This window comes from Micromonospora sp. NPDC048871 (assembly GCF_043198155.1).
Taxonomy (GTDB): Bacteria; Actinomycetota; Actinomycetes; order Mycobacteriales; family Micromonosporaceae; genus Micromonospora.
The window spans coordinates 57,111-69,535 of the sequence record NZ_JBICUM010000019.1 but is presented as its reverse complement, the minus strand read 5'-3'; the positions used below and the strand labels follow the sequence as shown (position 1 = coordinate 69,535).

General features: G+C 70.2%; 9 protein-coding genes and 2 rRNA genes (1 of these 11 only partly in view). 7 read left to right on the top strand and 4 right to left on the bottom strand.

All coding sequences use genetic code 11. The annotated features are described in order from the left end of the window. The 4 genes from ACGFIK_RS26520 to ACGFIK_RS26505 all read left to right on the top strand — a co-directional run. Window positions 1-848: ribosomal RNA gene (locus ACGFIK_RS26520) — 23S ribosomal RNA — on the top strand; it begins 2,460 nt to the left of the window's first position. A gap of 95 nt (window positions 849-943) precedes the next feature. Continuing rightward, window positions 944-1,060: ribosomal RNA gene (rrf, locus tag ACGFIK_RS26515) — 5S ribosomal RNA — on the top strand. 169 nt (window positions 1,061-1,229) lie between these two features. Next, window positions 1,230-1,907, top strand: a complete 678-nt coding sequence (locus tag ACGFIK_RS26510) for a class I SAM-dependent methyltransferase family protein (RefSeq protein WP_327023666.1) — start codon at window positions 1,230-1,232, stop codon at window positions 1,905-1,907. Between the two features lie 291 nt (window positions 1,908-2,198). Then, window positions 2,199-2,747 carry a hypothetical protein gene (locus tag ACGFIK_RS26505; protein ID WP_327023667.1) on the top strand — a complete coding sequence of 183 codons (549 nt, stop codon included), beginning with the start codon at window positions 2,199-2,201 and terminating at the stop codon, window positions 2,745-2,747. Window positions 2,748-2,822: 75 nt separating this feature from the next. On the opposite strand, the gene ACGFIK_RS26500 is transcribed toward ACGFIK_RS26505, so the two are convergent. Then, window positions 2,823-4,640 carry a VanW family protein gene (locus ACGFIK_RS26500; RefSeq protein ID WP_327023668.1) on the bottom strand — a complete coding sequence of 606 codons (1,818 nt, stop codon included), beginning with the start codon at window positions 4,638-4,640 and terminating at the stop codon, window positions 2,823-2,825. 116 nt (window positions 4,641-4,756) lie between these two features. Further along, window positions 4,757-6,136, bottom strand: coding sequence for a polysaccharide biosynthesis protein (locus ACGFIK_RS26495; RefSeq protein WP_327023669.1), 1,380 nt, complete (start codon window positions 6,134-6,136; stop codon window positions 4,757-4,759). 155 nt (window positions 6,137-6,291) lie between these two features. Between ACGFIK_RS26495 and ACGFIK_RS26490 the strand changes: the two genes are divergently transcribed. After that, window positions 6,292-7,047, top strand: a complete 756-nt coding sequence (locus tag ACGFIK_RS26490) for an FkbM family methyltransferase (RefSeq protein WP_327023671.1) — start codon at window positions 6,292-6,294, stop codon at window positions 7,045-7,047. A 15-nt stretch (window positions 7,048-7,062) separates the two neighbouring features. Here ACGFIK_RS26490 and ACGFIK_RS26485 read toward each other — a convergent pair whose 3' ends face one another. Then, on the bottom strand, window positions 7,063-8,937 hold the full coding sequence (locus tag ACGFIK_RS26485; RefSeq protein WP_327023672.1) for a hypothetical protein: 1,875 nt from the start codon (window positions 8,935-8,937) through the stop codon (window positions 7,063-7,065). Between the two features lie 147 nt (window positions 8,938-9,084). Here ACGFIK_RS26485 and ACGFIK_RS26480 point away from each other — a divergent pair, with 147 nt between their 5' ends. Then, on the top strand, window positions 9,085-10,854 hold the full coding sequence (locus ACGFIK_RS26480) for a hypothetical protein (RefSeq protein ID WP_327023673.1): 1,770 nt from the start codon (window positions 9,085-9,087) through the stop codon (window positions 10,852-10,854). Then, a complete protein-coding gene (locus ACGFIK_RS26475; protein ID WP_013736401.1) occupies window positions 10,851-11,012 on the top strand; it encodes a hypothetical protein in 162 nt (53 codons plus the stop codon). The genes ACGFIK_RS26480 and ACGFIK_RS26475 overlap by 4 nt, the downstream gene beginning before the upstream one ends. An 86-nt stretch (window positions 11,013-11,098) precedes the next feature. Here ACGFIK_RS26475 and ACGFIK_RS26470 read toward each other — a convergent pair whose 3' ends face one another. Then, on the bottom strand, window positions 11,099-12,307 hold the full coding sequence (locus tag ACGFIK_RS26470) for a glycosyltransferase family 4 protein (protein WP_393341941.1): 1,209 nt from the start codon (window positions 12,305-12,307) through the stop codon (window positions 11,099-11,101). Window positions 12,308-12,425 lie beyond the last annotated feature (118 nt).

The window sequence follows — 12,425 nt, the reverse complement described above, 5'->3', positions numbered from 1 at the left end:
GGAAAGACCCCGGGACCTTTACTATAGCTTGACATTGGTATCTGAGTTAGCTTGTGTAGGATAGGTGGGAGCCGGTGAAGCGCATACGCCAGTATGCGTGGAGGCAATCTTGAAATACCACTCTGGTTGATTCGGGTATCTAACTTCGGACCGTTATCCGGTTCAGGGACAGTGTCTGGTGGGTAGTTTAACTGGGGCGGTTGCCTCCTAAAAGGTAACGGAGGCGCCCAAAGGTTCCCTCAGCCTGGTTGGCAATCAGGTGTTGAGTGCAAGTACACAAGGGAGCTTGACTGTGAGACTGACGGGTCGAGCAGGGACGAAAGTCGGGACTAGTGATCCGGCACTTGCGAGTGGAAGCGGTGTCGCTCAACGGATAAAAGGTACCCCGGGGATAACAGGCTGATCTTCCCCAAGAGTCCATATCGACGGGATGGTTTGGCACCTCGATGTCGGCTCGTCGCATCCTGGGGCTGTAGCAGGTCCCAAGGGTTGGGCTGTTCGCCCATTAAAGCGGTACGCGAGCTGGGTTTAGAACGTCGTGAGACAGTTCGGTCCCTATCCGCCGTGCGCGTAGGATACTTGAGAAGGGCTGTCCCTAGTACGAGAGGACCGGGACGGACGAACCTCTGGTGTGCCAGTTGTCCCGCCAGGGGCACGGCTGGTTAGCTACGTTCGGAAGGGATAACCGCTGAAAGCATCTAAGCGGGAAGCCTGCTTCAAGATGAGGTATCCCACCACCCTTCGGGGTGGGTAAGGCCCCCAGCTAGACGACTGGGTTGATAGGCCGGAAATGTAAGCCCGGTAACGGGTTCAGTTGACCGGTACTAATAGGCCGAGGACTTGCTCACAAAGATTCTGCTCGCGTCCACTGTGCAACTCACGACAAACAAACAAACACCCCGACACACTGTTGGTGTGGTGTTGTTTGATATGTTGATAAGGTTACGGCGGTCATGGCGGAGGGGAAACGCCCGGTTACATTCCGAACCCGGAAGCTAAGCCCTCCAGCGCCGATGGTACTGCACTCGGGAGGGTGTGGGAGAGTAGGACACCGCCGGACACACTTCGATATGAGGGCCACCCCCTAGGGGGTGGCCCTCATACGTTTCCCCACCCAGCTGCCTCCTGGTGCCAGTCCGGGGACAGCTCTGCCGCCCCCGGCAATGCCTTCCCATGCGCGGCATGTCCGCGGCCGCCGCTGCGCAGTGACACTGGCAAACTCGGCGTCCATGAAGGACGGCAAGGACTGGTACGCCTGGCATGGCCCGTACACCGATCCCGGCTCGCCCCTGGCACGCCGGCTGAGGCTGGTCCAGCAGCACATCGCCGCCTGGCTCGATGAGCGACCCGGCGGACCGGTCTCCGTGGTCAGCATGTGCGCCGGCCAAGGCCACGACATCCTGGCCGTGCTGGCGTCACGCCCCGATGCGAGGCGAGTCAGCGCCACCCTGATCGAGTACGAACCGCGCAACGTCGTCGCAGCCCGGGCAATGGCCGAGGGCCACGATACGGTGACCGTTGCACAGGCCGACGCCGGTGACCTCGCCTCATACCGGCAGGCGGTGCCTGCGGACCTGGTCATCATGGCTGGCGTTCTGGGCAACATCAGCGACGCCGATGTACACACCACCATTCAGGCATTGCCGCAGCTCTGCGCGGCCGACGCCACGGTTATCTGGACCAGGACACGACGAGCACCCGACCTGACACCGGCTGTCCGAGGATGGCTGGCCGAAGCAGGGTTCGCCGAAGAGGCGTTCACCGCTCCCGACGACGTGCTGTTCTCCGTCGGCGTCCATCGCTTCACCGGCACCCACAGCAGCTGGGGAGCGGCAAGATCTTCCAGTTCATCGCATGACCGACGGCGAACCGACGATTTGACGGTTCGGGGGACCGGAGACCTCTGACCTCGGAGGCAGACTCGACGACCAGTGGTGAGGTTCGAGCCATGACGAACCTATAGGGACACCCTCCTTCGCTCTGCTTCAACCCGCGCAACAACCGGCAAGGAAAACCGGTGCGCGGGTTGAAGCAGAGCAAAGGGCCTGACCCGCAGGCGCTTGTCGGCATACGACTTCGGGTGCCCTGGTGTAGGTGAGGCTGAACTCACCCGGCCGCTGACCCGGCTGTGGTCGGTGTCGGTGACGTTGCGTAGCCTTCCAGGCGGAGTGGGGCCGTATTCGATGAAAGGGTGAGCGGTGGCGCGTACCTGGCTGTCCATCCGGGTTGAGCTGATCTCCGGTCGTGGCCTCGACCTGTGGCCTCGACCTGGCAGGGTCTTCGCCGCAGGCCGGTCCCACACCTTCGCTCAGCTGGCTGAGGCGATCGACCTGGCGTTCGCCCGTTGGGACCTGGCCCACATGCACATGTTCACGCTGGCCGACCAGACCCAGGTCACACCGCTTGAGTTGTGGGATGGCGAAGCGCCCGAGGGCAGCATCGACAGCGACCGGACCAAGATGAGTCGGCTGGGCGGCGGCGAGCAGTTCGCGTACCTGTTCGACTTCGGTGACGACTGGGCGCACCTGTGCACGGTCGCCGAGTCCCGCATCGACCCGCTCGAGACGCTCGGCGGTCTGCCTGCCGAGCCGATGCCGTACTTCGGCTGGGGTGACTTGCCCGACCAGTATGGCCGGCGCTGGGACGGCGACGACGGCGGGTCGCAGCCGCCGAAACCTCCCCGCCGACCGCTTGCCGACCTTCCCCCGCTGCTGCCGTGGTGGGGACCCCGCCAACGCGGACAGTGACGAGTACGGCAAGGCCGAGGAGACGTATGGTGAAAGCCGCCGATTCGGGCCCTCACCGTCCCGCAAGGGGCCTGGTCAGGCGGGTTCCCTGGCGCAGATGAAGCGGGGTTCCGCGTCGTAGGTCCAGGTGAACTTCTCCCGCTTGACGACCTTGCCGTCCTTCTTGATGACCCGGAAGGCGTCCTGAGTGAAGCCCTGGCTGCCATTGGCCGGGATGCAGGTGGGCCCCGGATCCAGGTAGACGGTCCGCGGTGAGGTGATGTTGCGTCGGGGGCCGTACTCCGTCTTGACGCTGTCCCAGATCTTCGTGCTCCAGATCGACACGGTGACCGAGTTGCCGGTGTACGAGGTGTCGATCAGTACCCCGTACTCGGTGTTGTTGCGGAACTTGAAGTCGAGGTTGGGCCAGAAGATCGTGGACTCGATGACGGCCGGGTAGCGGCTGAAGTAGTACGAGTGCGGTTTGTGCTCGACGTCCTCGAGGCCGGCGTAGTACGTCGCGTTGAACAGCGTGGTGGTGAACTGGGAGGTGCCGCCGCCGACCCCGGGCACCAGTTTGCCGTCGAGGATCACCGGGGCGTCCCGGTAGCCCTGGGCGTAGCCCCGCTCCCCGGTGTGGCCGTTGAGCGAGAAGGTTTCGCCGGGCAGGACCACTGTGCCGTCGACGTGCTTGGCGATCGTCACGATGTTCTGGCTACGCGGCGAGGACAGCCCACCGGTGAAGTAGGTGGTGAAGGAGGAGACCTTCTCCTTGATCCCCAGGCCGGCGATCTTCTCCGCGGTGACCTTCGGGGTGACCGGCTTGAGCTCGGCGGGGAGCGTACGACCATCGGTGCGGGGTAGGACGGCCAGCAGGTCCTCGCGGAGGGCGCCCAGGTCCACCTGCTTGCCGGAGCGCCCGTCGACCACCTTCGGCTTGCCCCCGGAGATGGTCATGGTGGCGTTCTTCGGTGCCACCTCGACCTTGTCGAGCCGGTCGCCGAGGGCGGACCGCAGCTTCTTGGCGTCCACGCTGGGGGTCAGCTTGCCGGCCTTGTCGGCCTTGAACCGGAGACTCTTGGCGATCGCCTGCGGCGGGATGGTCACCGTGCCCCGATCGGTGGTCACCTTGACCGGCGCCGAGACCGCCGGCTTGGCCAACTCCTCGACCAGGCGGTCCACCTCCTCGGCGGAGGTGATCGGGTGGTTCTCCACCAGCGGCACGTTCACCGGCTGCCCGTTGAGCCAGCCCTCCTTGACCACCTGCGCCGAGTGCTCGGGGTCGATGGTCAGGCTGGGCTTCGGGTGCCGTGCCTTCGGGGTGGTGCCGGTGAAGGTGATCGCCGGCATGGTCATCTTCCGGCCCTGCTTACCGACGAGCTTCTGCAGCTCGGTCTCCAGCTTCGGCACGTCGACGGAGACCACCGGCTCGATCTCGCGGGACCCGACCAGGCGGTCCACGGCGTGCGCCTGGGCCGCCGCCGCGGCGGCCACGGTGGCTTCCACGTCGACCGTCAGGCCTACCTCGGCCGGGTTGATCTGCGCCGTGCGTTCGCCCACTCGTACCTCGATCGGGGCGGCCAGTTCGGCGGCCCGCCGGTCCAGGTGGGCCTGTAGGTCCCGGGCCGCGTCCGCGCGGCTGCGCCCGCCGAGTTCGGTGCCGAGCACGGTGGTGCCGCGCGGGACCTCACCGACGTACGCCCAGGCGGCCACGACGCCGACCGAGGCCAGCACGGTGGTGGCGATCCCGGTGGCGAGCAGGATCCGGAACCGACGGGAACGCTTCACGCCGCCGCCCTGCGGTGCCACCGGGGCGGGACGCTCCGGTTCCTCGACAGGCCAACTGACCGCTGTCACCTGGACCGTGGGCCGGTCGTCGTCAGCGGGCGGACGGTTCTCGCCGTACAGGGTCACAGCTACCTCTTCGGAAATGGCCGTGGGTGGAACCTTCACCCCGGAGGCAACTACGGTAGCCAACCCGACGGGGTGCCGGGGGTCTCAGCGCGCTGGGAGTCGCCATCGACACGGGTTTACCGCCTACCGGCAGCAGGGCGCTCACGCTGCGTAGTCTCCGGGCGGCCTGCTTCGCCTGTCCTGACGGAGGACCGGCTGCCGGTGGTCGAGTCGGTCACCCGGCTGGGCCGGAAGACCTGCCAGGCCATCGCCGTGGCGGTGACGGCGGCGGCGGCCAGCGCGCAGGACAGGACTCCGGTGAGGGTACGGGGCGCGATGAGGGCGGCCGCGGCGGCCAGGCCCAGGGTGGCCACCCACAGGGGTGCGGCCGGCCACCGGGCGCCGGTCGCCACCCTCTCGTTGACCAGCATGAACACCACCGCGTACAGGGCCCCGGTGGCGGCGAAGAACGGTGCCGTGTCGGCCAGGTGCAGGTAGTCGGCGCCGCCGGCCAGCCGGAAGGCCAACTCGCCGCCGATGGTGGCGGCGGCGACGAGGGCCACCCCACAAGCCATGATCAGACCCAGCGCGGCCAGGCGGGCACGGCGGTCGCCCCGGGCCAGTCGGGGCAGCACCAGCAGGGTGACCACCTGAGGCGCCCACAGCGCACCCTTGGTGAGTACCGAACCGACCGCGTACGCGCCGGATTCGGCGGCGGGCAGCAGTTGGCGGGCGAGGATCAGGTCGGCGTACGAGATGGTGAGCATCGCCAGAGTGGCGGTGCAAGCGGTGGCCACCTGCCGGGCCCCCAGCCCACGCGGCGCGAGGTCCGTCGTGCGCCGCGTCTCGGCGGCTCGCAACAGGGCGGCGGCGGGTTCGTCGGCTCGCGGCGGGGGTGGCACCGTGGGTGGTACGGCGGTGGTGGCGCTCGGTGGGGTGGCCAGGCGGGCCAGGATCGGCAGGGCCAGCAGCCCGGTGACCGCCGCCAACAGCAGGCAGGTGACCGGCCCGGCGCCGAGCAGGAGACCGAGGACCAGGCCGCCGTACCGGCCGGTGGCCACCACGGCCATGGCTACGGCGAGCCGGAGGAAACGCTGATCACCCTGCAACTCACCCAGCCACCGACCGGCCAGCACGGTGGTGAAGGTGGTGGCGGCCAGCAGCAGGGTCAACGGGACCGGCAGCCGGAGGAGGACGGTCAACAGGGGTACCGCGGCCAGGGTGACCGCCCCGGTCAGCGCGGCGGTACGCAGCCCGAGTGGTCCGGCACCGCCGCCACCTGAGCGGGCCCGGTGCGCGGCGACCGCGATCTGGAGCCCGAAGCCGGGTACCGCCGCGATGGCACCCAGCGCCAGGACGGTGGCCAGGGCCCCCAGATCGGCGGCGCTGAGCCGGCGGGCGCCCAGCACCGGGACGACATAGGCCAGGGCGTTGGTCACCAGGGTGGCGAGGGTGACGGCGGCACCGGCCGCACCCAGCCGGAACCGGCTGGTGTCGCTGCCCGTCGTCTGCGTCATGCCACTCCGCGTCTGCCGCCCACCCGACCGGTCGGCTGATCGTCGCCGGGCGAGGGGCCCGACCGGCAAGACGGTACCGGCCGGTAGCCTCCGCGGACAGCCCCTTACCGGCACCCTCTGCCCAGGGCGGCCGCGAAGGTCTAGTGTGCTGCTCCATGGCGTCGACGAAGCTGGCCCCCGCAGCGACCTCCGGCCTGGCGGCCATGCTCCCCGAGCGGCTGCTCGGGGCGGCGATCCGTCGGGTCTATCCACGGGTGGAGCCGGAACTGGCCCGGTTGGCCGAGTTCGTTCCTGTCGGCGGCACGGCGGTGGACGTCGGCGCCTGGTACGGCCCGTGGACCGCCCGGTTGCTGCGGCGGGCGGCGCGGGTGGTCGCGGTGGAACCGACGACCGCACTGGCCGGCCAGTTGCGTACGGCCTTCCCCCGGGTGGAGGTGGTCGAGGCGGCGGTCTCCGACCACGAGGGCACGGCCACCCTGTACCTGCCCGAAGGGGGCGCTATCGTCGGCACCTCCTCGCTGGAGGATCCGACCCAGGGCGCCCCGGTGCCGGTCCGCCGGATCACCCTGGACTCGCTGGGCCTGACCGAGGTGCGGTTCATCAAGATTGACATCGAGGGTCACGAGCTGCCCGCCCTGCGCGGCGCGGCGGAGACCGTCAAGCGGGACCGTCCGGTGCTGCTGATCGAGGTGGAGGAACGGATCCAGCCGGTCGAGCCGCTGCTGGAGCTGCTGACCGGCTGGGGCTACCGCGGCTACGTGCTGCCGGGCCGCGAGTGGGTGCCGCTGGCCGACTTCGACCTCGGCGGGCACCAGCGAGAGGCGATCGTACGGGTCGGGCAGAGCTTCGCCCGCCGGGTCCTCTGGCCCCGGCCCCGGTACGTCAACTCGGTGCTGTTCCGCCCGGAGTGACCCGGCCGGTGACCCTCACTCGGGGCGGGGAGCCGGGTCGCCGATGGCGATCTCGTTGGTGCAGAGCGACACCTCGCCGCTGGTCACGGTCAGTTCCACCGTGTCGCCACCGCCGGTGATGCGGAAGAAGCGCTGGTTCAGGCCCTTGCGGACCGGGAACTGGGCTTCCCCGTCACCGAGCCGCAGGGTGGCGGTGCCGTCCGCCGAGCTGAGGTAGCCGATGCGGACCACCCAGTGCCAGTGGAAACGCGGCTCGTTCAGCGGCATCCGTACGGTCTTGCCGGTGCTGACCAGGTAGCCGCATCCCTCCTGAGGGCCGGGCTGGATGGTGCTGCCCACGATCGTGGCCACCTGGATGCGGCCCAGGGCGTCGAGGACCGAGGCGTTGTCGGTCTCGTCCACGAAGGTGGGCCGGGTGCCGAAGGCCCGGAAGAACCGGGACTGGAGGTTGTACGGCGAGGAGAGGCGGGGAACGACGTTGTCCGGCACCGGGGCGTCGAAGAAGACCGTGTCCGGCGGTGCGCTGGCCATCTCGATCCGCACGGTGTCGATGTACGACCGGCCGGACTTCGCCTCCCACTCGTCGCCGTACCGGGCGGTGGTCCAGACCGTGCCCAGGCCGACCGCGACCAGGACGAGCACGAGGGCGACCGTCACCGACTCCCGGTAACGCTCCGGTACCGGGCCGAGTAGTCCCGGCTCGGGCGGGTCGGCCGGTGCCGGGGGCACGGTGGTGCTGGTGGTTCGGGCCAGCCCGACCACGGCCACCCCCAGGCAGATCGCCGCCACCACTACGACGTCGCTGACGTACCGGGGCACCCCACCGGCCACCCCGCTGAAGGCCGAGCCGAGCCGGGTCGCGGCCAGCATGCCCGCCACCATGGCCAGGTAGGCCGCGAGCAGCAGCCAGGCCCGCCCGGCCCGGCGGCGCTGGCGTACGGTCGCCGCGACCACGGCGGCGACGATGGTCCAACCCACCCAGGTCCCCAGTTGGGGCGGTGCGGCGACGGGGGCGCCGTCACCGGCTCCCAGCCACTGCCACGGGCCGCCGACCAGGCCGGGAATCACCGTGGACCCGAACATCTGGGTCAGGAAGGAGAACACCTCCCCGACCGATTCCGGGCGACGCAGCGAGGACTCCGAGCGGGTCAGGTAGGCCGCCGCGAAGCCCAGGGACAGCACGGTCAGCACCAGCCAGGAGGGCCACCACCGGCGGATGGTGGTCCAGACGGCGCGTACCGGGCCGCCGTCGGCGTAGCAGGCGACCGTCAGCAGGAAGACCAACGGCACGATCAGGATCGACTTCTCGAAGAAGAAGAGGCCGAGCAGTACGGACAGGGCCAGGGTCACCAGGTGCCGTCGGCGTCCGGTCTGCACGTAGCCGACCTGTGCGCCGACCGCCAGCACCATGGCGATCTGCATCGGCAGCATGTTGACCCCGACGGCCCACCAGGTGCTCGCCTCCAGGGTCAGCGGGCTGAACAGCAGCAGGCCGAGCGGCAGGAGTAGCAGGGCGGAGGGCCGCAGCATCCGGCGCAGCAGCCGGAAGAAGGTGATCCCCAGAATCGCCTGGCCGATCGACATGAGCAGCACGTACGGCCAGTAGGCCAGGCCCACGTACTCGGTGACCAGCCAGATGAGCAGCCGTCCGCCGGGCATGAGGTGGTTGTTGTAGAGCTCCAGCAGATGGGTGACCGTCAGCCGGGACTCCGCCGCCTGGGTGATCAGCACGTAGTCGTCGGCGGCCAGGAAGCCACGGGCGGCCACCTGGGCGCGCCACAACACACTGATCGCGATCATGACCAGTGCCGCCGTGCCGATCCGGTCGCTGCGCAGCCAGCCGCCCGTCCTACTCGGTGCCGTTGTCACGCTGTCCCCCGCCGATGCCATGGCGGGAAGACTGCCATACCGCTCACCGGGTCCCCTATCAGGTCAACGGCTGGTGCAACCGGCGGCGCCGGGTGCCTGGCGGGGCGGTTACAGTGGCCGCCACCGACGCGGCCACCTCGCCGCGTACCGGCTAGGTGAGGTCGACGGATGCGGGAACGGAGCGGCTCGGTGCCCGAGGGCGGCGCCGATGCGGCGGTCGGCCGTCGGTCCTGGCTGCCGCATCTGGTGGCCGCCGCGGTGACGGCCGTCGTGCTGGCACCGTTGGCCCTGCCCGGCTACCTGCTGCGGTACGACATGGTCTTCGTGCCCAGGCAGACCCTGAGCTGGGAGCTGATCGCCCCGGCCACCGCCCTGCCCCGGGCGGTTCCGCAGGACGCCGTGGTGGCCTTGGCCAACCAACTGGTTCCGGGGTGGCTGCTGCAACGCCTGGTGCTGGTGGCGATCGTCTACTTCGCCGCCCTGGGGGCCGCCCGGCTGGTGCCGACCGGACGGACCGCCGTGCGGGTGGTGGCCGCCCTCGGGTACGCCTGGACGCCGTACCTGGCCGAGCGGCTGCTGATCGGTCAGTGGGGACTGCTGGTCGCGTACGCCGCCCTGCCGTGGCTGGTGCGCGCGGCCTTCGGGGTGCGGGCCGGTGAGCGGGGGGCGCTGAGCCGGCTGCTGCTGGCGGTGGCGGTCTCCGCCATCACCCCTACCGGTGGCCTGCTGGCCCTGGTGGTCGTCGTCGTCCTGACTCTCGGGCGGTACCCGGGTGCGGCCCGCGCGGTGTCGGTCGGGGTGGGGGTGAGCCTGCTGCTGAACGCGCCCTGGCTGGTGGCCGGGTTCACCAGCGCCGGTGACGGCCGCTCCGACCCGGCCGGGGTGGCCGCCTTCGCCGCCCGGGCGGAGAACTGGGCCGGTCCACTGGTGGCGCTGGCCGGCACCGGTGGCATCTGGAACGCCCAGGCCACCCCTGCCTCGCGGGCCGGGCTGCTGGTGCCGTTGGCGACCGGGCTGCTGCTGGTGGTGGCCGCTGTCGGGGTACCGCTGCTGCGGCGTCGCTGGGCGGGGCGGGGGGTCGGTCGGCTGGGCCTGCTGGCGGTCGGGTCGTGGCTGGCGGCCGCGCTCGGGGTGCTGCCCGGTGCGGCGGCGCTGCTCGGCTGGTCGGTGGCTCATCTGCCGGGGGCGGGGTTGCTGCGCGACGGGCAGAAGCTGCTCATGCCGTACGCCCTGCTGTTGGCGATCGCGGTGGCGTTGGGGGCGGAGCGGCTGGCGGACCTGCTGACTGCCCGGTTCGACCTGGCGACCGGGCGGGTGTTGCTGGTCGGGGCGGCGTTGCTGCCGGTGGCGGTCCTGCCCGATCTGGCCTTCGGTGGGGCGGGTCGGCTGCGTCCGGTGGCCTGGCCGGCGGACTGGGCGACCGTCGCCCGGCTGGTGGAGCAGCGGCCGGGTGAGGTGGTGTCGCTGCCGTTCCAGGAGTATCAGAGCTACCCCTGGAACCGGGGGCAGGTGGTGATCGATCCGGCGCCCCGGTATCTGGGGGTGCCGGTGGCGATCGACGACACCTTGCGGGTGGACGGCACGGCGGTGGCCGGTGAGGACCCCCGCGCCGCCGGGATTCGGCAGCTGCTGGACGCGAACCAGCCGGTGGCGGCGGCCGGCTCCCGGTGGGTGCTGGTGCAACGGGCGGCCGGCCCGCCGGTGGACCCGGCGACCCTGGCCGGGCTGCACCGGGTGTACGCGGGCGAGGACCTGACCCTGTACGAGAACCCGCAGTGGCGACCCCCGCCCACCCCCGCCCGCCCGGGACCGGTAGGCCTGGCGCACCTGTTGGCCGGAACGGCGGTGCTGGCCATCGGTTTTTCGGCCGCTGCGCGACGGTGCTACCGCGTGGTAGCGTCCCGGCACGCGAGTCCCGCGGAAGGAGAAGGTGGATGAGGAACCTGCCCGCGTTCGTGGCCGTCGGGGTACTCGGTGTGGTGCTCGGCATGCTGGGCAGCGTCGGTCTGGCGAACGTGCTCAGCCCGTCCGCCAAGGAGGCCGCGAACTCCAAGGTGAGTGAGCAGACCGAGGCCCCGCTGTACGGCACGCGCTGACCTCGAACGAGGCGAAGGCGCCTGCATGATGCGGGCGTCTTCTTCGCGTGTCTACGTCCGGCCGCCGGACGGTCCTGATCGGCGGGTCAGCTTCCGGCGGTGACCCGGGCGGTCGTCTTCCGGTCGTGGCCCGCGCGGTCGTCTCCGGCGGTGGCCTGGGCGACCAGTTGGGCGAAGCGGGTGCCGGTGGCGGTCCAGGTGAACTGGGCCGCGTGGGTCAGCGCGGCCTCACCCATCGCCTTGCGGCGTACGTCGTCGGCCAGCAGTTCCCGGACCACGGCGGTGAACTCCTGCTCGCTGTCGACGAGCAGTCCGGTCTCCGTGTCGACCATCGCCTCGGCCACCCCACCGGCGTAGCGGAAGGCCACTGTAGGGGTGCTGCACGCGGCGGCCTCCACGATGGTCAGTCCCCAGCCCTCCTTGAGTGAGGGGGTCAGGGCCAGCCAGGCCGAGCAGAGCAGGGCGTGCTTCTCCTCCTCGCTGACGAAGCCGGTGAACCGGACCCGGTCGGTGATGCCCAGGGACTCGGACAACTCGCGCAGGGGTCCCTCCCACCAGCCCTGCCCGGCCACCACCAGTTCCAGGCCGGGCAGTTCGTCGACCAGTTCGGCGACCGCCCGCAGGGCGATCTCCACCCGCTTGTGCGGCACCAGTCGGCCCAGCACCAGCAGCGAGGGGTGCGGGGTACGCGGCAGGGCAGGGCCGGTCACCGCGGGGGTGCCGTTGGGCACCACGTCGATCCGGTCGGCGTCCACCCCCAGGTCGGTCAGCTCGGCCCGGCTGGCCTCGGAGACGGTGACGTACCGGCAACGGCGGTAGAGGCGGACCGCCAGCCACGATTCGATCCACCAGCCCAGCCGACTCATCCAGGGGCCGAACACCACCGGCCACTGTTCCCGGTGCACGTGGTGCACCAGGGCGATGACCGGCCGACCGGCATAGAGGGGGGCGAAGAAGGGCACCCCGTTGCAGACGTCCACGACCAGATCCGGTCGACCGAGACCACGGCGGCCCAGCGGGCCGAAGCCGAACCGGCCGACCAGACAGATCAGCGCCGCCCGCAGGTAGACCGTCATCCGGGAGCCGCGGCGCAGCACCCGTACCCCGGTGTCGGTGGTCTCGGCCGGTCCCGCCTGGTCGTGCGCGGCACAGAGCAGAGTCACCCGGTGACCGGCGGTGACCAGTTCGGCGGCGATGCGTTCGATGTAGACCTCGGAGCCGCCGCCTTCGGGGTTGGTGGTGTCGCGCCAGTTGAGGAACAGAACGTGGCGGGAGGGGGTGTCGGAGTGGTCCACGCTGCTCCTACCGACGAGTAAGTGAGCACGATCGCGCCACCCTAGGGCGGTGCGGCCCGGGTGCGCAATGGGCAGATCCGGCAGGGTGGGGTCCGATGTCGGTTCGTCGATCAGGGGT